This window comes from Methylobacterium sp. J-067 (assembly GCF_022829465.1).
Lineage (GTDB): Bacteria > Pseudomonadota > Alphaproteobacteria > Rhizobiales > Beijerinckiaceae > Methylobacterium > Methylobacterium litchii.
Window position 1 is genome coordinate 214,590 of record NZ_JAKSXZ010000146.1, and the last position, 19,672, is coordinate 234,261.

At 71.9% G+C, this 19,672-nt stretch carries 20 protein-coding genes; 6 read left to right on the plus strand and 14 right to left on the minus strand.

Features of this window, described 5'->3' with window-relative positions:
* Positions 1-112 precede the first annotated feature (112 nt).
* The 4 genes from fabD to fabF all read left to right on the plus strand — a co-directional run bounded on the left by fabD (position 113) and on the right by fabF (position 3,669).
* Positions 113-1,045: an ACP S-malonyltransferase gene (fabD, locus tag MKK52_RS24400; protein WP_243958880.1), complete on the plus strand. Its 933-nt coding sequence runs from the start codon at positions 113-115 to the stop codon at positions 1,043-1,045.
* 20 nt (positions 1,046-1,065) lie between these two features.
* Positions 1,066-1,803: a 3-oxoacyl-[acyl-carrier-protein] reductase gene (gene fabG / locus MKK52_RS24405; RefSeq protein WP_243958882.1), complete on the plus strand. Its 738-nt coding sequence runs from the start codon at positions 1,066-1,068 to the stop codon at positions 1,801-1,803.
* A 276-nt stretch (positions 1,804-2,079) separates the two neighbouring features.
* Positions 2,080-2,319 carry an acyl carrier protein gene (locus MKK52_RS24410; RefSeq protein ID WP_007559070.1) on the plus strand — a complete coding sequence of 80 codons (240 nt, stop codon included), beginning with the start codon at positions 2,080-2,082 and terminating at the stop codon, positions 2,317-2,319.
* A 90-nt stretch (positions 2,320-2,409) separates the two neighbouring features.
* Positions 2,410-3,669, plus strand: coding sequence for a beta-ketoacyl-ACP synthase II (gene fabF / locus MKK52_RS24415; RefSeq protein ID WP_243958884.1), 1,260 nt, complete (start codon positions 2,410-2,412; stop codon positions 3,667-3,669).
* Between the two features lie 183 nt (positions 3,670-3,852).
* Here fabF and MKK52_RS24420 read toward each other — a convergent pair whose 3' ends face one another.
* The 14 genes from MKK52_RS24420 to MKK52_RS24485 form a co-directional block, all read right to left on the minus strand.
* Positions 3,853-4,023 (minus strand): hypothetical protein, encoded by a 171-nt coding sequence (locus MKK52_RS24420; protein WP_243958886.1) that lies wholly within the window; start codon positions 4,021-4,023, stop codon positions 3,853-3,855.
* Positions 4,024-4,340: 317 nt separating this feature from the next.
* Positions 4,341-4,988, minus strand: coding sequence for a YidB family protein (locus tag MKK52_RS24425; RefSeq protein WP_243958888.1), 648 nt, complete (start codon positions 4,986-4,988; stop codon positions 4,341-4,343).
* 64 nt (positions 4,989-5,052) lie between these two features.
* Positions 5,053-5,325 (minus strand): hypothetical protein, encoded by a 273-nt coding sequence (locus MKK52_RS24430; protein WP_243958890.1) that lies wholly within the window; start codon positions 5,323-5,325, stop codon positions 5,053-5,055.
* Positions 5,322-7,205 (minus strand): hypothetical protein, encoded by a 1,884-nt coding sequence (locus MKK52_RS24435; protein WP_243958891.1) that lies wholly within the window; start codon positions 7,203-7,205, stop codon positions 5,322-5,324. The genes MKK52_RS24430 and MKK52_RS24435 overlap by 4 nt, the downstream gene beginning before the upstream one ends.
* A 75-nt stretch (positions 7,206-7,280) precedes the next feature.
* Positions 7,281-9,092, minus strand: coding sequence for an ATP-binding cassette domain-containing protein (locus tag MKK52_RS24440; RefSeq protein ID WP_243958893.1), 1,812 nt, complete (start codon positions 9,090-9,092; stop codon positions 7,281-7,283).
* Between the two features lie 50 nt (positions 9,093-9,142).
* The gene (locus MKK52_RS24445) at positions 9,143-9,364 is read right to left on the minus strand and encodes a hypothetical protein (protein WP_243958895.1); all 222 of its coding nucleotides are present in this window, start codon (positions 9,362-9,364) and stop codon (positions 9,143-9,145) included.
* Between the two features lie 59 nt (positions 9,365-9,423).
* Complete coding sequence (locus MKK52_RS24450) at positions 9,424-9,738, minus strand: polyhydroxyalkanoic acid system family protein (RefSeq protein WP_243958897.1); 315 nt, start codon at positions 9,736-9,738, stop codon at positions 9,424-9,426.
* Between the two features lie 367 nt (positions 9,739-10,105).
* A complete protein-coding gene (gene fae, locus MKK52_RS24455; RefSeq protein ID WP_243958899.1) occupies positions 10,106-10,618 on the minus strand; it encodes a formaldehyde-activating enzyme in 513 nt (170 codons plus the stop codon).
* 233 nt (positions 10,619-10,851) lie between these two features.
* On the minus strand, positions 10,852-11,682 hold the full coding sequence (locus tag MKK52_RS24460; RefSeq protein ID WP_243958901.1) for a triphosphoribosyl-dephospho-CoA synthase: 831 nt from the start codon (positions 11,680-11,682) through the stop codon (positions 10,852-10,854).
* A 1-nt stretch (position 11,683) separates the two neighbouring features.
* Positions 11,684-12,592 carry a RimK family alpha-L-glutamate ligase gene (locus tag MKK52_RS24465; protein WP_243958903.1) on the minus strand — a complete coding sequence of 303 codons (909 nt, stop codon included), beginning with the start codon at positions 12,590-12,592 and terminating at the stop codon, positions 11,684-11,686.
* Positions 12,593-12,598: 6 nt separating this feature from the next.
* Positions 12,599-13,573 carry a methenyltetrahydromethanopterin cyclohydrolase gene (gene mch, locus MKK52_RS24470; protein WP_243958905.1) on the minus strand — a complete coding sequence of 325 codons (975 nt, stop codon included), beginning with the start codon at positions 13,571-13,573 and terminating at the stop codon, positions 12,599-12,601.
* Positions 13,570-14,724: an ATP-grasp domain-containing protein gene (locus MKK52_RS24475; protein ID WP_243958907.1), complete on the minus strand. Its 1,155-nt coding sequence runs from the start codon at positions 14,722-14,724 to the stop codon at positions 13,570-13,572. Before MKK52_RS24475 ends, mch begins: the two co-directional genes overlap by 4 nt.
* A gap of 11 nt (positions 14,725-14,735) precedes the next feature.
* The gene (locus MKK52_RS24480) at positions 14,736-15,629 is read right to left on the minus strand and encodes an NADP-dependent methylenetetrahydromethanopterin/methylenetetrahydrofolate dehydrogenase (RefSeq protein ID WP_243958910.1); all 894 of its coding nucleotides are present in this window, start codon (positions 15,627-15,629) and stop codon (positions 14,736-14,738) included.
* Between the two features lie 94 nt (positions 15,630-15,723).
* The gene (locus tag MKK52_RS24485; RefSeq protein WP_243958912.1) at positions 15,724-16,695 is read right to left on the minus strand and encodes a beta-ribofuranosylaminobenzene 5'-phosphate synthase family protein; all 972 of its coding nucleotides are present in this window, start codon (positions 16,693-16,695) and stop codon (positions 15,724-15,726) included.
* 303 nt (positions 16,696-16,998) lie between these two features.
* Between MKK52_RS24485 and MKK52_RS24490 the strand changes: the two genes are divergently transcribed.
* Positions 16,999-18,048 carry a formyltransferase gene (locus MKK52_RS24490; RefSeq protein WP_243958914.1) on the plus strand — a complete coding sequence of 350 codons (1,050 nt, stop codon included), beginning with the start codon at positions 16,999-17,001 and terminating at the stop codon, positions 18,046-18,048.
* Entirely contained in the window at positions 18,042-19,670 is a 1,629-nt protein-coding gene (locus MKK52_RS24495) for a formylmethanofuran dehydrogenase subunit A (protein ID WP_243958916.1), read from the plus strand. Before MKK52_RS24490 ends, MKK52_RS24495 begins: the two co-directional genes overlap by 7 nt.
* Positions 19,671-19,672: the final 2 nt, after the last annotated feature.

Genomic DNA, 19,672 nt, shown 5'->3' on the forward strand with positions numbered 1-19,672 from the left:
TTGTTGACAACGCGCCGCAACGGGTGCGACTGCGCCGCCTTCGTTAACGAGGGGTCTCCGCCGCGCCGGGAGGGGCACCCCGGAGGGGGCGGCGCTGGGCGTCGCGGCTGGAATGCGCGCACTCATCTTTCCGGGCCAGGGCAGCCAGGCCGTGGGCATGGCCAAGGATCTGGCGGCGGAATTCCCGCAGGCGCGGGCCGTGCTCGACGAGGTCGACGACGCCCTGAACCAGAAGCTCTCGCACCTGATGGCCGAGGGTCCGGCCGACGAGCTGACCCTCACCGCCAACGCCCAGCCGGCGCTGATGGCCGCGAGCCTCGCGGCACTGCGCGTGCTGGAGGCCGAGAAGGGCCTAGACCTGACGCGGGACGTGGCCTGCGTCGCCGGCCATTCGCTCGGCGAATACGCGGCGCTCGCCGCCGCCGGCTCGCTCTCCATCACCGACGCCGCGCGGCTCCTGCGCATCCGGGGCGAGGCGATGCAGGCGGCGATGCCCCCCGGCGCCGGGGCCATGGCGGCGCTGATCGGCACCGATCTCGCCGCCGCCCACGCCCTGGCCGAGGAGGCCGCGCAGGGCGAGGTCTGCGACGTCGCCAACGACAACGGCGGCGGGCAGGTGGTGCTCTCCGGCAGCCGCGCCGCCGTCGAGCGGGCCGTCGCCCTCGCCCCCTCGAAGGGAATCAAGCGCGCGGTGATGCTCAACGTGTCCGCGCCGTTCCATTGCCGCCTGATGGCGCCCGCCGCCATGCGGATGTCGCAGGCGCTCGCGGCGGTGGAGCTGAACGCCCCGCGCGTGCCGCTCTACGCCAATGTCACCGCTGCCCCGGTCGGCGGGCCGGACGAGATCCGCGCCGCCCTGGTGGAGCAGGTCACCGGCACCGTCCGCTGGCGCGAGAGCATCGCCGCCATGGCCGGATCCGGCGTGGACCGCTTCGTCGAACTCGGCGCGGGCAAGGTCCTCGCTGGACTCGTCAAGCGCATCGCCCCCGGCGCGCAGGCCAGTTCGGTCGGCACCCCGGCCGACGTCGCCGCCTTCGCGCTCTGATCACGAACGGAACCCGACCCATGTTCGATCTGACCGGCCGGAAGGCCCTCGTCACCGGCGCGACCGGCGGCCTCGGCGGCGCCATCGCCCGCGGCCTGCACGCGGCGGGCGCCACGGTCGCCCTATCGGGCACCCGCGCCGAGGCGCTGGAGGCCCTGGCGGCGGAACTCGGGGAGCGCACGGCGATCGTGCCCGCGAACCTCGCTGACACCGCCTCCGTCGAGGCGCTGGTCCCCTCCGCCGAGGCGGCCATCGGCCCGCTGGACATCCTGGTGAACAACGCCGGCATCACCCGCGACAACCTCTTCATGCGGATGAAGGACGAGGAGTGGGATTCGGTGATCGCCGTGAACCTCACGGCCGCCTTCCGCCTGTCGCGGGCGGCGGTGAAGGGCATGATGCGCCGCCGCTACGGCCGGATCATCGGCATCGGCTCGGTGGTCGGCACCACCGGCAATCCCGGCCAGGGCAACTACGCCGCCGCGAAGGCCGGGCTCGTGGGCCTCACCAAGGCGCTGGCGGGCGAGGTCGCCTCGCGCGGGATCACCGTGAACTGCATCGCGCCGGGCTTCATCGCCTCGCCGATGACCGATGCGCTCAACGAGAAGCAGCGCGAGGGCATCCTCACCCGCGTTCCGGCGGGGCGCCTCGGCGAGGGCGCGGAAGTGGCGGCGGCGGCGCTTTACCTCGCTTCTGCGGAGGCAGGCTACGTCACCGGCCAAACATTGCATGTGAACGGCGGCATGGCGATGATCTGACCTGAAACGGGGTCAAGGCACTGAAAAACCACACCTCTGAACGGTTTGTGAACGGCCTCTCGCCAGCGCCGGAACCCTGTGCTACCACCCGCTTCAGCCGTACAGGGGGTTGACGGTTAAGCGGGTTTTCAGTCCAAAGCCCCTGCATCGGGGCTAACCCGGTTCACCTCGAAACACGCGCGATCGGACACCGGCTCTCCAGTGCCCTCAGGCAAGGTGAGCCACGGCACACAAGAAGACGCGACAGAGACCAGCAAGGACGAGGACGCAAGACCGATGAGCGATATCGCTGAGCGCGTGAAGAAGATCGTTGTCGAACACCTGGGCGTGGAGCCCGAGAAGGTGGTCGAGAGCGCCAACTTCATCGACGACCTCGGTGCCGACAGCCTCGACACCGTCGAGCTGGTCATGGCCTTCGAGGAAGAGTTCAACGTCGAAATCCCGGACGACGCCGCCGAGACCATCCAGACGGTCGGGGACGCGGTGAAGTTCCTGGAGAAGAACTCGGCCGCCTGAGGGGCCGACGCGAGTTTTCACGCGGCGCGGATGAGGCGGTTTCGCCCCCGCGCCGTTATTCGTTTTTGAAGGGCTGACGGGACGGAATCGATGCGGCGGGTTGTGGTCACGGGTCTGGGGATGGTCACGCCGCTGGGCAGCGGGGTGGAGCACACCTGGAGCCGCCTGATCGCGGGAGACAGCGGGGCCGGGACGATCCGCGGCTTCGAATCGGCCGACCTGCCGTGCCGGATCGCCTGCCAGATTCCCTTCGGCGACGGGTCGGACGGTTCGTTCAACCCCGATTCCGCCATGGATCCCAAGGAACAGCGCAAGGTCGATCCGTTCATCGTCTACGCGGTGGCGGCGGCCGACGAGGCGCTGGCCGACGCGAACTGGCACCCGACCGACGAGGAAGACCGCTGCGCCACGGGCGTGCTGATCGGCTCCGGCATCGGCGGCATCGGCGGCATCTACGACGCCTCGGTGACCCTGCACGACAAGGGGCCGCGCCGCATCTCGCCGTTCTTCATTCCCGGCCGCATCATCAACCTCGCCTCGGGCCAGGTCTCGATCAAGCATGGGCTGAAGGGCCCGAACCACGCGGTGGTCACGGCCTGCTCGACCGGCGCGCACGCCATCGGCGATGCGAGCCGCCTGATCGCGCTGGGCGATGCCGACGTGATGGTGGCCGGCGGCGCCGAATCGCCGGTGAACCGCCTCTCCATCGCGGGCTTCTCGGCCTGCCGCGCCCTCTCCACCGGCTTCAACGACGCCCCGGAGAAGGCCTCCCGCCCCTACGACAAGGACCGCGACGGCTTCGTGATGGGCGAAGGCGCGGGTATCGTGGTGCTGGAGGAATACGAGCACGCCAAGGCGCGCGGGGCGAAGATCTACGCCGAGATCGTCGGCTACGGCCTCTCGGGCGACGCCTACCACATCACCTCCCCCTCCCCGGACGGGGACGGCGCGTTCCGCTGCATGACGGCGGCCGTGAAGCGGGCGGGGATCGACCCGGCCGAGATCGACTACATCAACGCTCACGGCACCTCGACGCCCATGGGCGACGAGCTGGAGCTGAAGGCGGTGGAACGTCTCCTCGGCGACGGCGCAGGCAAGGCCACCATGTCCTCCACCAAGAGCGCGGTGGGCCACCTCCTCGGCGCGGCCGGCGCGGTGGAGGCGATCTTCTCGGTCCTCACGATCCGCGACGGTGTGATCCCGCCGACGCTGAACCTCGACAACCCGAGCGTCGAGACGAAGATCGACCTCGTGCCGCACGAAGCCAAGCGCAAGCGCGTGGACATCGCTCTGTCGAACTCCTTCGGCTTCGGCGGGACCAACGCCTCGTTGGTGATGCGGCGGGTCTGAGGACGGGCGCCCTACGGAGGACGGAAAGGGTTTCCATCCTCCGCCCTCCCCCCTCATCCTGAGGTGCCGCGAAGCGGCCTCGAAGGAGGCGTCTAGGAACCGCGCGCAGACTGGACCCGTCCTTCGAGGCGGCTGACGCCGCACCTCAGGATGAGGGACAGGGCTGGATGGGATGGGCTGCCTTTACAACCGCCGCGCGGGCCGCTCGGCCGGCTTCGTCAGCAGCGTCATGATCTGCATCAGCATCGCCCGTGAGCAGCGATGGAGGGGATCGGTCGGCCATGCGTCGGGCAGGGCCTCGACGGTGGCGCGGAGCAGCGTGAGCCGCTGCTTGGTGTCGGCGGGATTGGACATCCTCAACTCCCGGAAGGCCCGTGTCCGCGGTACGCCCCCGCCGACGAGCCCTGGACCACCCATAGTCGGGGAGTGGGAAAACCGAACAAGATACGGCTCCTACGACCTTTAGCACCGGAGCGCCTGGACATGCGTCGCAGGCTCCCCGACCGCATGGTCAAGGATAACGACGCCCAAGCCGGTGGGCGCCAAACCGATCTTGTTAGGGGCTTCCCAACCCCAAGGCAGCGCGTACCGCCCCACTCGCCAATAGGCCGACAGTAGGCCCGGCGGTCAAGGGGGCGAAGGGCATTTGGTCCCAGGAGAAGGCAGGGGTCTTAGGGCACGCGCCCTTCGGGTGTCAGGCGGTGCACCACCTCCGGCAGGGCCCGCGACAGCTCGCTGAGCAGCGCCGAGCGGTCCATCCCGGTCTCGCGCTCCAGCGTCGCGACGGTGTCGCCGCCGAGCGCGTGGGCGAGCTGGTCCGGGTCGATGGCATGGTTCGCGCCGTGGCCGATCCACGAGCCGATCACGTCGCCGAGCCCGGCATTGCGGAACCGGTCCACCAGCGGGCCGAGGCCGCCGACCTCCTCCGGATCGGGGCGAGCTTGACTGCCGCCACCACCACCGCCGCTACCGCCACCGAGCATCCCCGACAGGTCGTCGAAGCCGCTGCCGCGGAGCGAGTCATCGACGGGCCCATCCGCCGAGGGGCCGGTGTTGCGGCGTCCGCCATACTGGTCGAATCCGCCGATGTCACCGGGCTCGTCACGCGGCATCGGCTGCGGCGGGCGGGTGCCGGTCTGGTCGGCCTCCGGGCCGGGCTCGCCCTGCTGCCCCCGGCCGAAGATGTCGCCGAAGCCGCCGCTGGCGCCCTTGGCGAGGAGCAGCATCAGCAGCGCCTTCACCACCGGGGACATCCCGCCCTGCCGGCCGCCGAAGACCTGCCCGAGAACGCCACCGATCACCGATTCCAGCATGCCCATGGGGGCCTCCCTCCGTGGTGTGTCGCGAGCCCGGACCGGCGCCTGCAGGCCGGTCGGCGGCGGATCAACGCCCCGCGCCGGTCGTTCGGTTCCCCAGGGCGCCGAGCGCGCAGCCCGCGAGGTAGAGGGGCAGCATCAACGCCGCCCCTTCGAGCCAGAGGCCGGGCAGGCCGGGCATCGCCTGGGCGGTGGCGAGCAGCAGCAACACGAGGGCGAGCCCGGCGAGTCCCAAGGGGATCGCCCGGTTCTCCGGCCAGCCCGCCAGGAAACCCACGGCGCAGCCGAGCAGGATCGCCCCGGCGAGGCCGGGCCAGAAGGCGGTGAGAAGCAGGGTCACGGCGCGAGCGCCACCGTCGCGGGGCCGGCGCCCCGGTCGGGACCCGCCGCGACTTGGCCCGGCCGCATCCCCGCCTGAAGCAGGTATTCCATCAGCGCCTGCGCCCGCTGCCGGGCGAGGCCGGAATTCTCCTCCTCCGGCGGCTTGGCCTCGGGCACGGGCTCCGGCGCCTTCTCGGCCTTGGCCTTGCCGGCCTTCTTCTCGGCCGGCTTCTTCTCGCCGTCCTTGGCCGGCTTCTTGGGCTCCTCCGTGGGCGGCGGCTTGGCGCCCGGCGGGTCGGCGGGGCCGGAAACCGCCACGCGCAGGTCCGGGCAGGTCTTGGCCAGGGCGGCCAGGGCATCGAGGCCCGGATAGAAGGCCGGCGTCAGGGCCGTGCTGCCCACGGCGAAGCGCCAATCCGCCGTGGCGGTCGCGGCGGCGACGCCCTGGCGGCAGGATTCCCCGTCGCGCCGGGTGTCGGCCTCCTTCGCAGAGACGGCCACCTCGCCGGTCCAGCCGGCGGGCAGCAGGGTGGAGACCCGGTTCGGCGCACGGTCGGCGGCCTCGGGATAGAGGCTCTCGCCCGTGAGGGAGAGGCTCCTGTCGGTGAGGACCGCCTCCCCCGTGGCGAGGGTGGAGAGCATGGTCGCAGCTCCGTCGAGGGCGTTCGCGAGACCCGTCGGGGCGCCGTCGGCGAGGCGGGTGCGGTCGATCACCGGCTCGCGGAACACCCGCTGGCGCAGGGCGGCGAGCACCCGGCGGCGGGTCTCCTCGTCGGGCAGGTGGCCGCTCACCGTCAGCGCCTCCGGCGTGCGGCGCAGGCTCACCCGGTAGGGCGAGAGCGGCTTGGCGGCGAGCGTCACCGTGCCGGCGGCGACGCCGGCGGGGCGGCCCTCTGTCTGGAGCGCCTGCGCCTCGGGGATCGCCTGCGGGTCGATGGCATCGCCCTTCACCGAGACCGCGCCGCCCGCATACGTGACCTCGCCGGCCTGGATCAGACCCGCGAGCTTGCCCATGAAGGCGATGAGATCCTGAGGCTCGACAGAGCCCGGCAGGCCGCGCGCGGCCTGGAGCCTGTCCTCCACCGGCCCGCCCTCGGTCAGCGTGCGGGCCATGGCGAGGGCCATCTGGCGCGCGGCCTCGGAGGGGACGTAGCCGGTGAGCACCGCCCCCGTTCCGGTGCGGGCGAGGGCGAGGCGGTAATCGGTGATGCGCGGCGGCAGGATCTCGACCTTGCCGAGGCTGAACCCGTCCGGCGGGCGCGAGAGCGCGGTGCGCAGGGCATCGTAGGCGGCGAGGTCCACCGCCTCGCCGGAGAGGCTGAGCACCGTGTCGGTCAGCACCGCCTTGGCGCCGGGGGCAAGGCTCGGCAGGCGCGCGGCGAGGAAGGTCGCGGCGGCGGAGAAGTCGGGGGGCGCGCCCCGCGCCGCGCGGGCGGCATCGCGCAGCGGCGTGCCCGCGCCGATGGCCCCCGTCACCTCCACTTCAAGGGCCTTGCGGCCGATCTCGACCGGACGGCTGCCTTCGAGGGTCACGCCCGTGCCGCCGGTCCAGGTCGCGGCCCATTGGAAGGGCGCGGCGGTTTCCACGAGGCCGATTTCCGACACGATCCGGCGGGGGCCGTCGAGGGCGGCGAGGCGGGCGAGGACGGTGGCCCGCCCGGCCTCGTCGGGCGCCTCGCCCTGCGCCACCAGATCCCGCCCGCGCGCAGCGATCCGCAGCCACGGCTCGCCGTTGGTGAAGGTGGTGGCCGCGATGCTCTCGCCCTCGGCGACGACCCGCGCGCCGATGCCCGGCGCCGCCCAGAGGGCGACACCGACCCAGAGCCCGGCCAGCGGCAGCAGGCCGGCGAGCCAGCCGGCGCGGCGCAGGGCTCGGGCGGACGTCTCGGTCTGCGGCACGGATTGGGTCCGACGGTTGGGAAGCCCCGCCATAGCACAAGGCCATTCCGGCAGTATGAAGGCGGCGCGACGGTCTCAGCCTTCGCGCAGCATTTCCAGTTCGAGCCAGCGGTCCTCGGCAGCGGCGAGGTCCGTCTCGGCCTGGGCGAGCATGGTGCTTGCCTTCTCGAACCGCGCGGGGTCGCGGGCATAGAGGCCCGCATCCGCGAGAATCGTCTTGAGCTGCACGATGCCCGCTTCGAGCTTGGCGATGCGCTCGGGCAGGGTCTTCAGCTCGTGCTGGTCCTTGAAGCCGAGCTTCGGCTTGCCGGGGGGCGGGGCGGCACGCTCGCGCGGCTCGGCCTTCTCCGCCTTGCCCTCGGACTTCTTGCCCGCCGCGGCCCGCGCCTCGACGCCCTTGCCGCGCTGGGTCAGCATGTCCGTATAGCCGCCGGCATATTCGACCCAGCGCCCCTCCCCCTCCGAGACGAGGACGCTGCCCCCCACCCGGTCGAGGAAGTCGCGGTCGTGGCTCACGAGGAGCAGGGTGCCCTCGTAATCGTCCAGCATCTCCTGCAGCAGGTCGAGGGTTTCGAGATCGAGGTCGTTGGTCGGCTCATCCAGCACGAGGAGGTTCGAGGGCTGCGCCAGGGCCTTGGCGATGAGCAGCCGGTTGCGCTCGCCGCCCGACAGCACCGAGACCGGCGTACGCGCCTGCTCCGGCGCGAACAGGAAGTCCTTCAGATAGCCGATGACGTGTCGGCTGCGGCCATTCACGACGACGCTGTCGCCGCGCCCGCCGGTCAGCACGTCGGTGACGGTCATGCCCGGTTCGAGGGCGGCGCGGCCCTGATCGAGGATCACCGGCTTGAGGTTCGTGCCGAGCACGATCTCCCCCGAATCGGGGGCGATCTCGCCGGTCAGCAGCTTGATGAGGGTCGATTTGCCCGCACCGTTGGCGCCGACGATGCCGAGGCGGTCGCCGCGCATCACCCGCAGGCTCAGGTTGTCGACGATCTTGCGCTCGCCGTAGGATTTCGAGACGCCGCGCGCCTCCATCACCAAAGCGCCGGAGGATTCCGCCTCTCCCGCCTGCATGCTCACCGAGCCGACCGGACGGCGATGCTCCCGCCGGTCCTTGCGCAGCGCATGGAGGTTGCCGAGCCGCCGCACGTTGCGCTTGCGCCGGGCGGTGACGCCGTAGCGCAGCCAATGCTCCTCGTCGGCGATCTTGCGGTCGAGCTTGTGCTGGTTGCGCTCCTCCTCTTCGAGGAAGGCGTCGCGCCACGCCTCGAAGCCGGAGAAGCCCTGTTCGATCCGGCGCGTCTCGCCCCGGTCGAGCCAGATCGTCGCCCGCGACAGGGAGGAGAGGAAGCGTCGGTCGTGGCTGATGAGGACGAGGGCGGCGCGGATGCCCTTCAACTCGGCTTCGAGCCATTCGATGGCCGGCAGGTCGAGATGGTTCGTCGGCTCATCGAGGAGCAGCACGTCGGGCTCGGGCGCGAGCGCGCGGGCCAGCGCCACGCGGCGGCCCTCGCCGCCGGAGAGCTTGGCCGGATCCTCCTCGCCGGTCATGCCGAGGCTTTCGAGGAGGTAGCGGGCGCGGTGGATGGGATCGCCCGGCGCGAGGCCGGCTTCCACGAAGTCGAGGGTGTTGGCGAAGCCCGAGAAATCCGGCTCCTGCGCGAGGTAGCGGATCGTGGTGCCGGGCTGGACGAAGAGGCGGCCCTTGTCCGGCTCCGCGAGCCCGGCGGCGATCTTCATCAGCGTCGACTTGCCGGAGCCGTTGCGGCCGACGATGCAGGTCCGGTCGCCCGGCGCGATGGTGAGGTCGGCGCGGCTGATCAGCGGCGTGCCGCCGAAGGTCAACGCGGCATCCTGGAGGGTGAGAAGCGGGGGGGCGGCCATGCGGCGCTTATGGCAGCGCCGCGCTGGCTCTTCAAACGCTCAGTCCCGCGTCACGCCGTCGGATTGGCGGGGCCGGTCGGGCTCATCGGCTGGCTGCCGGGGTCGTTCACCGGAATCTCCGGCGGCTGGATGCCCGGTGCCTCGGCCGGCGTGTTGCCGGGGATCTCCGGCGAGGGGCTAGGCGTCGGCACTTGCGGCGGATCGTAGGGGGTGTCGGGCGCGGGCGTCGGGGCGGGCTGGGGCACTTCCGGAACGGAGCCGGGATTCGCCATCGGGCATTCCTCCTCGCATTTTCGGCAATCGAACGGCCCGTGGGCGCGCGATGTTCCGCCTATTTCTTGGTGAGGAGGAGCGTGGCTTCCTTGCTGGCGACCTTCTGGATCTTCTCCGCGAACAGGGCCAGCAGGAACGGCAACTTCACTTCGAGGCGCACGCTCTCGGTCCCGACATCGATCGAGCCGGCGACCTTCTGGGCCACCGCCGAGACGCCGAAATCGAGCCGGTCGCCGGTCCAGCCGAGCTGGTCGATGGCGATGCCGCTCTTCTGGAGCAGGGCGCGAACCTGCTCGGTCCCCTCCATCAGGCGGCGCTTGGCCTCGGCCTGTCCGAGATCGTGCGGGATGTCGACGATGAGGGGCTTCGGCATCGGGGGGAACCGTGTTGGGCGCGGGGCTCGCGCGGTCAGGAGCCCCAGACATGGTGTCGCCCCCGGCGCCCGGCAACGAAGGGAGCGCACATGAAAAACGGGACGGCTCGCGCCGCCCCGTTGAGTCGTGTTCCGTCGGGGCCTTCGGCCCAACCCTGAAACGCCCCGGGCGGAGCACCGCCCGGACCGCACCGCCATCCCGGAGGATGACGGCGCGACCTTAGTGTTCCTCGAACCGTCGCTTGGCGAACAACCGGAGCCCGGTGTTCGGCGTCACGCCTTAGCGACCGAGGAAGATCGAAGCCAACCGCTGGAGCAGACCCCGCGGTGCGGGCGGAGGTGCGCTCTGCCCAGGGCCGTCCCCGATCTAAGCGTTGGCGGCGAAGGGGTGCTTGGCCGTGTTGCGCTGCTCGGTGACCACGGAGGCCTTCGGCTCACCGCTGACGGCGCGCTGGATCGAGAGCTTGGTGGCCTCGTAGTTGTACTGCTGGATCTTGGCGTCGTCGGCCGCTTCCCAGTGGATGAACACGCCGACCAGCACGTACAGGTCGTCGGCCTCGTCCGCCGGGATGATGCCTTCGGCGACGCAATCCTGCACCGCCTTCGCCACGCCGTGCTGGGCCGGTCCGAACATCTGCACCGCCTGGCGGGCGTCGTTGATCGTGACCTTGTTGAACATCAGCGTGTTCGGCTTGCACGGCAGGTTCGGCGCGATCACCGCGAGCAGGCTGGTGAAGCCGTGCTTGTTGTTGGTCAGGCCGTTGCAGAAAGCCGTCTCGGCCGGCGAGTTGCGCGGTCCGATGATCAGGTCGATGTGGGCGACCTCGTTGCCATCGCCGACGAGAGCCTCGCCAACCATGACCTTGTTGATCTTCGCCATTCGGTGTCTCTCCCTGAATCCGTAAGAGGCTGCGGCGCCGGGCGAAGCCGCTGCCGGGAAGCCATCCTTGTTATCGGCGCCCGGCACGCCCCTGATGGGGTCAGGCCGAGCCGGTTGGGCCGGATAGCGCGGCGGACCCTACAGCGACCCCCGAACTGTCACAAGGCGCGCAACGCCCTGATTTTGAGGAATATCTCTATGCCGGCGAAAGGATCGGCCGGACGGAGGCCCGTTCAGGCGAGCCCCGCCCCGGCCTCCGCAAGCGCCTGCCAGAACAGCGTCGCCACGGTGAAATCGGCGCTGGTGCCGGGGTTGATGCTCCGCTCCTTCAACGCGGCATCGAAGGCCAGGAGGTCGGCGACCGGCTTGCCGGCCATATCGACGCGCTCCCGGAGCGCGGCGGCCTGCGCGCGGATCTCCTCCGCCACCGCCGCCCCGTGCTTGCGCAGGATGTGGCTGTCCGGGACGGCGCTGAGATAGGCGAGATGCACCGCGCTCGCGCACCAGGGCGCATCGAGTCCGGCCGCCCGGGCAGCGTCGAGAGCCGGCAAACCGATGGTGCGGATATCCGCGAAGCCGGTGACGTAGGCGCGGGCGATACGGTCGCGCGGGGCGGCCTCGGCCATGGCGTCGGACAGCGGCGGCGGGGGGGCCGACTCATCGGTCACGTCGTGGCGGGCGGCCTGCCCCAGCCCGCCCGGCGAGGCGAGGCGAATCGCGGCGAAGACATCCCTGGCATCCTCCGGCCCGAGGGAATCGAGGGCCTGCGCGAGGGTGATGCCCCGCTCGGCCGCCGCCGCCAGGGGCGCGCAGAGGAGGAGGATGCCGAGATTGGTGTTCTGCCCCACCGCCGCACGGGTGGCGGCGACCCCTGCCAGCACCCGCGCGCCGATTCCGGCTCCCGCGCGGACAAGGCCCTCCGCCGAGACCTCGGCGCTGCGGGCGAAATCGGCCACCTCCATCCGGTGCCCCGCCGCGTAGGCGTGGACGTTACCGACCTTCAACGCATCGAGTTCGGCAAGGCAGGCAGCCCGGTAGAGAACGGCGACTCGGGCGGGCTGCATCTCACGCCACGACGAGGCGCGGGCGCACCTGCCCCCGCACCGCCGCCAAGAAGCCGCGCACCACGGTGGCCGCGATGTCGGTCTCGCAGACGGTCTGGAGCCCCGACCAGGCCGGCATGGAGTTCACTTCGAGCACGGCATAGCCGCCCTCCCCGTCCTCCACGAGGTCGACGCCGGAATAGGCGACGCCCACCGCCGCCGCCGCCGCCTCGGCCAATTCGGCCGCCGCCGGGGGCATGGCCCAGGGCAGCGGGCGGCCGCCCCGGTGGACGTTGGTGATCCAGCCGTCGCCTTCGCGGATCATGCCCGCGACGGCCCGCCCGTCGCAGACGAACACACGAAAGTCCCGCCACAGCCCGTCCCGCCGGGGGACGTAGCGCTGCAGGTAATAGACCCGCGAGACCGCCTCCTCCTCGGGAAGGTCCTCGGGTCGCTCGATGAGGGCCAGCCCCTCGCCCTGCGAGCCGAAGAGCGGCTTCAGCACCAGCGGGTTGCCGGGCCTCGCCTCCCGCGCGGCGAGAGCGCAGGCCGCCTCCCGGGTGGAGACCACCCAGGTCTGCGGCGTCGGCAGGCCGGCGCGGGCGATGAGCAGCGAGGTCGCCGCCTTGTCCACCGAGCGCTCGATGGCGGTCGGCGAGTTCCACACCACGCAGCCCGCCGCCACCAGGGCGTGGAGCACGCCGAGGCGCATCGTCGTCGCCTCGAAGGTGCCGCCCGCGATGGTCCGCAGCAGCACCCCGTCCGGCAGGGCGCCGTCGAAGCCCGGCACCCGCAGGGGCTCCCCGGCGCCGGTCTCGATGGTGACGTCGGCCAGCGAGAACAGCACCGGCTCGACGCCCTGCGCCCGCAGGGCCGCGAGCAGCCGCGCCTTGTGCCAGTTGCCGTTATCGGCCGCGAGGGCGATCCTCATCGCGGCTCAGGCGAAGGACGCTTCGACCAGCGACGGCTCCAGCCGGCCGCCGCGGAAGGTCGAGCCGGTGCGCACCGAGGTCACGATGGCCTCGGCCGGGGAAAACAGCGCGCCGTCGATCTTGTAGAAATCGCCGTTCACCCGCGAGAAGATGTCCGCGAAGGGCGATCCGTGGTCGGCCGAGCCCGTCGAGGGCAGCTGCTCGGCGAGTTGCTTGGCGTCGGCATCGTCGGCATCCACGAAGAGCTGCACCCGGCCGCCGTAGATGATGGCGTCGTTGGTGCGGCCCATGGCCTTGATGAAGTCCGGGTGCGGGGGCGACAGCGGCGCCGAGCCGATCCCGTCGAGGATGGCGTGCAGGTCGAAGCCGACTGTGTGCGCCTTGTGCAGGGCCACTTCCAGCACGCGGGCCACGACCTGGGTGGAGCCCGCGAGGCTCTGGGTCGGGGCGAAGATGAAGGTCAGGTCCTCGGGGCGGACATTGGCCGCCTCGGCCACCTTGGCGACCACGCTGTCGGGCGGGCCGCCGGCCGATTCGAGGACCAGGGCGGTCGTGGTGGCGGTGTCGCGATAGCCGAGTTCGCCATACAGCTCCTCGACGGCGGCGACGGCGCGGCCGGGGCCGGAGCCGAGGGCGAAGAAGCCCGTGCCGCCGGTCTCGTCCGCGAGGCTCCAGCCAGCATACTGGCTGCCGAGGCAGGCGAGCACCGGATCGGCCGAGTGGACGGTGAGCGTGTAGGGCCACGCGGCGACCGGCCCGGAGGGCACCACGGTCACGGTGCCGAGGCCGCCGAGGCAGATCTCGGCGATGCGCCGCCCGGCCTCGATGGAGCCCCGCGCGGTGGAGCCCGCATCCACCATCCGCGCGCCGCCCGGCGCCTGCGAGACGGCGAGCCGCAGGGCCTGGGCATCGGCGACGAAGCGCTCGACCAGGGGGGCGCTCAGCGCGTTGATGCTCGGGGGGCTCTGGCTGTCGCTCATACTCGGGCTTCCTCGTGTGTCGTGTTCTCGTTCAGAACCGTCCGCAGACGGTCCGTCCGTGCGTCGAGGGCGGCGCGGGCCGCCGCGCCATCCGCGCCCGTGGCGAAGACGGTGCAGAGCGGCGTATCCCGCCTCACGGTGCTGCCGGCGGCGGGCCGGTCGCGGATATGGGCGGGCCACGCGATGGCGGGAACCGGCGCATGGTCGGCCAGGGCGTAACAGATCGCCGAGGCCGCCGCATCCTCCGGCGGCACGCCGATCGACGGAGATCCGCGCTCCGCGAGGCACGCCTCGACATGGGCGGCGAGGAGCGGCGTCGCCCGCCGGTCGAGCACGTCGAGGGTCGCGCCGGGGCGCGGGTTGACCTCCATGAGCCACCAGCTTGCGCCGTCGCTCAGGAAATCTGCGCTGGCGAGGCCGACGAGGCCGGTGGCTGCCGCGATCCGCATCGCAGCCTCCTCAACCTCCGCAAGCATGGCGGCTGGCAGCGGATGCGCCTCCCCCGCCGCGAGGGCCAGCGCGCCGCCGTAGCGGAACGGACGCTCCAGGGACGGGGCGGACCATTGCGCCGTCACCGCCAGCACCTCCGCGCCGCCGGGGCCGGCGAGGATGTTCACCGCGTAAGCACGGCCGGGCACGCGGGCCTGATGGTAATGGCCCACCTCCGGCGCCGCCCCGGTCGCGGCGCGGACATGGCCGCCGCCCGAGCCGCCGACGGCCTTCACGAGCCAGCGGGCCGGATCGTCCACCGGCCCCGCCGTCACGGGGGGATGCGGCACGCCGAGACGAGCGCAGAGCGCCGCGAAGGCGAAGGGGTCCTTCAGGGATGCGACGGCCTCGGCCCCGGCGCCGATCAGCCGGTGACGCCGGGCGATTTGCGCGATCAGGGCGGGATCGTCCTCGAATCCGCTGCCAAGCACCACGCCGAGCGGCGTGCCCGCCTCCTCCGCGAGGGCGTCGATGGCACTGACGGCCGCCTCCGGCACCATGCCCCGCCCGAACCGGCCCGGCATGACCCGTGTCGATTCGGCGAGGGCGACCGTATCCGCGTCCCCGAACAGGTCGGCGACGTAGGGGCGCAGGCCCGCCCGCCGCGCCGCCTGCGCGAGGGCGCGGCCGGACTGGGCCGCGATCACGATGGCCTCGCCCACGGACGAGCGAATCAGCCGGCGATCTCCACCGCGAGGGGATAGGCGTCGCGGAAATCGAGGCAGAGGGGCGTGTTGGATTCGAGCATCCGCTGGAACAGGCGCTTCTGCGTCTGGTACTTAACGTTGCCGACCGCCAGGGCGCCGATGCCGAAGCCCCGGCCGCCGGGCAGTTCCACATCCACCGCGTTCACGTCGATCCCCGCGATGCCGGCCGGGGGCACGGCGTTCACGTCGGACGCGACGAGGAGCTTGCTTGCGCAGGACAGGTCGTCGGCGGTGAGGATCGGGATGCCGGCGGGGCCGGCGGAGAGGATCACGTCGGCGTCGCGGATCGCCTCGCGGCGGTCGGCGGGGGTGGTGCCGTCCACGGCGCCGACCTCGACCCCGAAGCGCCACTTCATGGTGAAGGCGATCTTGGAGACGCGCTCCTCGCCGTCATGGCCGACGAGGACGGTCTTGGCACCTTCCAGCGCGCCGATCACCGCCGCCACGTAGGCGACGACGCCCGCGCCGCCGAAGATCACGATGCGCTTGCCCTTGAGATCGGTGCCGAACTTCACCCGCAGGGCGCGGGAGACCTGCGCGACCATGGCCGCGCCCGTGGTGAACGAGCCCGCCGGATCGGCGAAGACATGGTTTACGAAGGGCGGCACGAAGGCCTTCTTCGCCCGGTCGACCATGTCGAGGGCGTCCTCGGCGTTCTTGCCGCCGATGAACAGGCCGGTGCGGGTCCCGTCCTGCGGCGAGCGGGAGAAGATCGAGTCCTGGGTGAGCGACACGACGTCGGAGAGGCTGACCTCCGTGTACGTCACCAGCGTCTCGAAGCCGGCATCGACGGCCATGTTCACGTCGAACGGGCTCATGTGCCGGAGCGGCGTGAGCATGTGCAGGATCGAGCGGGCCATTCCTTCGACCTCTCCCTTTGATCGACCCCTTCTGGAGCCGATTCCTTTAAACAAGTCTTCCGCAGGCCCCCCGGTCAAGCGGAAGCGACCCGCGTCAGGCGCGGATTCCCCCGGCGACCGTTGCACCGGTATTGCGTCCCCGCGCAATCAGGAAGCGCAAGCTGTCGCCGCCGTCGAGGCCGGAGACGAGGCTCTTCGCCTCTTCCTCGGATCGGGCCAGGATGAAGCCGGTCGGCCCCCAGGAGCTTTGCCCGTAGCCGGCGACGCCGCGTTGCGCCGCCTGTTCGAGCACGCGGGCGACGGACGCGCTGGCGTAGCGCCCGCCCTGGTGCGGGGCGAAATGGTCGCCCACCAGATCCTGCATCCGGGTGATGCCGGCACCGAAGGCGTCCGCGTCGCCGGTCACGCAGGCCGGCAGCACCTGCATCAGCACGATGCGGCAGATCTCGGCGGCCTGGGCCTCGGGGAAGCGCGGCAGGTCGCGGAACGCCTCCACCTCCCGCGTGCCGTGAACGCCGGCCATGCTGGTGTCGAGGATCAGGACGAGGCGCCAGGCCTCCGGGAAGGGCAGCCGGGCGATGACCGGCGGCGGCGCGGCATCGGCCCCGCGCCCGCCATCGACGATGAGCCCACCCTCGGTGAAGGCGCGCAGGCCCACACCCGAGCGGTTGCCGCGATCCAGTGCGTTCGAAAAGTCCTCCGGCGAGAACGGCCGCCCGGCGAGCCGCGCCAGGGCCGCCGCGACGGCGAGCGCGAGCTGCGTGCCGGAGCCGAACCCGGCATGGGCAGGAATCGCTTGCTCGACCCGGAAGGCGACCCGCGTGCCGACCCCGAGATGGGCGGCGGCGGCTTGCGCATAGCGCCGGACGCGCTCGGCCTCCGGCCCCTCGGCCTGGAGGCTGTCGGCGGGCCGCGCCGTGAGGATCAGGGAGGGGGAGTCGATGGCGAGCCCGACACTGCCGAACCGGCGGCCGAGGCCGCCATGCAGGTCGAGGAAGCCGAAATGCAGCCGGGCCGGCGCTTCGATGCGCACGCTCTCCGCTGCAGAATCGGGGACGTCGGACACGGCGATCCCCTTCCTCCGGGTCTGGCGTCGGAACTGGCGCGCTTCTCACACGGGAAACCCGGCGGGGCAACCGCCAAGGCCCTTGCCGGAAGCGCCCGATGAAGGCAAACCTAGGCCCGCGACGGCGTGCCGAGTTTGCCGTCCGTCCGGGTCAGGGCCCGGCGGGCAGGCCATTCCGAGCCGGCGGGACTTTGTGGATTGTCCCGCTCCTCCGGTCTTACGGCCGTCGCCCGCCCGACAGAGATTCACGATTCCCGGGGCCTCGACCCCGCGGGTCGAAAGAAAGATCGAGCGAGGGGAGCAATGCCAGCCTGGGTCAAAGGCGCGGCCACCGACATCGACGCCGCCATCGCAGCGGCCGCCGACCTGTTGGGCGCGGCACGGATGCCGGTCATCGCCGGCCTCAACGCCGAAGTCTCCGCCATTCGGGCGGCCTTCGATCTCGCCGGGCGCGTGGGCGCCTCCCTCGACACGGACGGCGCGGCCGGCACCTATGCCGAACTCGGCGCCCTCGCCCGCGTCGGCGCGATGACCTCGACGCCGGCCGAAGCGGTCGGCCGGGCCGACGCCGTGCTCGTGCTCGGGTCGGCGCCCGCGAAAAGCGAGCTTCTCGGCCGCATCGAGGCCGGCGCCCCCACGCGGGGCCGGGCGGCGGGTGCCACGCGGGCCATCCTGGCGCTGGACGGTGCCAACGAGGGCGGCGTGCTGCCGGCCCTGGCGCGGCTGCGTGCCCATTTCCGGGGGCACCTCGCCGACGAGTCGCCCACCGCCGTGCTGGCCTCCAAGCTCGCCGCCGCGCAGTACGTGGTGGTGCTCTACGATCCCGCCGAGATCGGTGAGATGGGCGTCGAGACTGTTCAGGGGCTCGTCATCGACCTCAACGACAGGACGCGCGCCTTCTCACTCGCGGTCTCCGGCGGCCACCGGAACCAGGACAGGGCCGTGGTGCCCGTCTCGGCCTGGACGACGGGTCAGGCTCCGCGCGTCGGCCTCGGCCGCAAGGTGCCCGAGCACGATCCCTGGCGCTTCGATGCCGCCCGGCAGGTCGCGGCGGGCGAGGCCGATGCAGCCCTGTGGCTGTCCTCGCTGCCCGCCCCCCGGCCCGACTGGCTCGGGCAGGTACCCTCCGTGGCGCTGGTCGGCGAGGCGAGCCCCGACGCCGCCGAGGTGGTGATCGCCGTGGGCGTGCCCGGCCGCGACGTCGGCGGGGTGCTGTGGAACGAGACGCGGGGCGCCCTCACCTACTGGCCGGCCCAGACGGGAGGATCCGCCCCGGCGGACCTTCCCTCGGCCGCCTCCGTGCTGGGACGTCTGACAAACCGACTCGCTGCGAGGAGTGGCACCGCATGCTGAGTGTGATCCGGGGCGGGCGCGTCGTCGATCCGACCGCGTCCCGCGACGCCGTCGGCGACGTCTGGATCGAGGACGGCCGGGTGATCGAGGCACCGGGGCGCGAGCCCGACAGGGTGATCGACGCGGCGGGCTGCGTCGTGATGGCGGGCGGCGTCGAGGTGCACTCGCACATCGCGGGCGGCAACGTCATCACCTCGCGGCTGCTGCTGCCCGAGCTCTACGTGAGCGAGGCGGCGCCGGAGGGGCACCCCTTTGCCCATGCCGGCGGGGCCGCCGCCTGGATCGGCTCGACCTATGCGCGGATGGGCTACACCACCGCCGTCGAGCCGGCGATGCCGCCGACCCATGCGCTCGGCACGCAACTCGAACTCGCCGACATCCCGCTCCTCGACCGGGGCGCCCTGACGGTGATGGGCAACGACGACCAGCTGCTGCAACTGCTCCGCGACGGCGAGGGCAAGGCGGCGGTGCGGGACCTCGTGGCCCTCAACGTGGCGACCTCGCGCGGGCTCGGTGTGAAGTGCATCAACGCGGGCGGCGCCTCGGCCTTCAAGGACGGCGCCCTGAAGCTCTCCCTCGATGACGAGATCCCCTGCTACGGGCTCTCGACGCGCACGATCATGGGCTCGCTCCTCGACGCGGTGGAGGAGATCGGCGTGCCGCACCCGCTGCACGTCCACTGCAACAACCTCGGCCTGCCGGGCGCCGACGATTCGTTCATGGCGACCCTCGACGCGGCGGAGGGGCGGCGCATCCACTTCGCCCACGCGCAGTTCTACGCCTATGGCGAGACCGACGACGGCAAGGGCTTCCGCTCGGCCGCCGAGCGCATCGCCCGCGCCATCGGCGACAACCCGCAGGCCACGCTCGATATCGGGCAGGTGGTGTTCGGCCAGACGGTGACGGTCTCCCTCGACATCCTGCGCCAGTTCGCCGGCCGCAAGGGCGCTAACCCGAAGAAGTGGGTGCTGAACGCGGGCGACGCGGAGGGCGGCGGCGTGGTGCCGTTCCTCTACCGGCCGAAGGGGCCGACGTCTTCGCTGCAATGGGCCATCGGCCTGGAGATCATGCTCCTGTCGCCCGATCCGGAGCGGACGATCCTCACCACGGACCACCCGAACGGCGGCCCGTTCACGCAGTACCCGCGCATCATCCACCTGCTGATGGACAGGTCGGAGCGCGAGCGCGAGATCGCGACGCTGCCGGGTATCGTCGGCGAGCGCAGCGGCCTGCCGGGGATCGAGCGGGAATACACCCTCTCCGAGATCGCGCAGCTCACCCGCTCCGGCCCGGCGAAGCTGCTGGGCCTTGACGACCGGGGGCACCTGCGCGCCGGGGCGCGGGCGGACGTGGCGGTCTACCGCGACGACCCGAACCGCACGGCGATGTTCACCGCCGCCAAGCTCGTGCTCAAGGACGGCACGCCGATCGTCGAGGACGGCGAGGTCGTGGACTGGCGGGCGGGCCGCACCCTGTCGCTCACCGTCGAATCCGACCGGGCGATGGAGAAGCGCACCGATACCTACCTCACCGACCGCTTCGGCACCGGGCTCGACAGCTTCACCGTGCCGGACGAGGCGTTCGACGCACCGACCTTCGAGGCCGTGCCATGTCGGGCGTGACC

Excerpts from the sequence above, each read along its gene's own strand:
- MKK52_RS24480 (WP_243958910.1), bottom strand. The coding sequence starts at position 15,629 with ATGGCCCGCTCGATCCTGCACATGCTCACGCCGCTCCGGCACATGAGC.
- MKK52_RS24490 (WP_243958914.1), top strand. The coding sequence starts at position 16,999 with ATGCCAGCCTGGGTCAAAGGCGCGGCCACCGACATCGACGCCGCCATC.
- fae (WP_243958899.1), bottom strand. The coding sequence starts at position 10,618 with ATGGCGAAGATCAACAAGGTCATGGTTGGCGAGGCTCTCGTCGGCGAT.
- mch (WP_243958905.1), bottom strand. The coding sequence starts at position 13,573 with ATGAGCGACAGCCAGAGCCCCCCGAGCATCAACGCGCTGAGCGCCCCC.
- MKK52_RS24440 (WP_243958893.1), bottom strand. The coding sequence starts at position 9,092 with ATGGCCGCCCCCCCGCTTCTCACCCTCCAGGATGCCGCGTTGACCTTC.
- fabG (WP_243958882.1), top strand. The coding sequence starts at position 1,066 with ATGTTCGATCTGACCGGCCGGAAGGCCCTCGTCACCGGCGCGACCGGC.
- MKK52_RS24420 (WP_243958886.1), bottom strand. The coding sequence starts at position 4,023 with ATGTCCAATCCCGCCGACACCAAGCAGCGGCTCACGCTGCTCCGCGCC.
- MKK52_RS24465 (WP_243958903.1), bottom strand. The coding sequence starts at position 12,592 with ATGAGGATCGCCCTCGCGGCCGATAACGGCAACTGGCACAAGGCGCGG.
- MKK52_RS24460 (WP_243958901.1), bottom strand. The coding sequence starts at position 11,682 with ATGCAGCCCGCCCGAGTCGCCGTTCTCTACCGGGCTGCCTGCCTTGCC.
- fabD (WP_243958880.1), top strand. The coding sequence starts at position 113 with ATGCGCGCACTCATCTTTCCGGGCCAGGGCAGCCAGGCCGTGGGCATG.
- MKK52_RS24495 (WP_243958916.1), top strand. The coding sequence starts at position 18,042 with ATGCTGAGTGTGATCCGGGGCGGGCGCGTCGTCGATCCGACCGCGTCC.
- MKK52_RS24410 (WP_007559070.1), top strand. The coding sequence starts at position 2,080 with ATGAGCGATATCGCTGAGCGCGTGAAGAAGATCGTTGTCGAACACCTG.
- MKK52_RS24450 (WP_243958897.1), bottom strand. The coding sequence starts at position 9,738 with ATGCCGAAGCCCCTCATCGTCGACATCCCGCACGATCTCGGACAGGCC.
- MKK52_RS24445 (WP_243958895.1), bottom strand. The coding sequence starts at position 9,364 with ATGGCGAATCCCGGCTCCGTTCCGGAAGTGCCCCAGCCCGCCCCGACG.
- MKK52_RS24425 (WP_243958888.1), bottom strand. The coding sequence starts at position 4,988 with ATGGGCATGCTGGAATCGGTGATCGGTGGCGTTCTCGGGCAGGTCTTC.
- fabF (WP_243958884.1), top strand. The coding sequence starts at position 2,410 with ATGCGGCGGGTTGTGGTCACGGGTCTGGGGATGGTCACGCCGCTGGGC.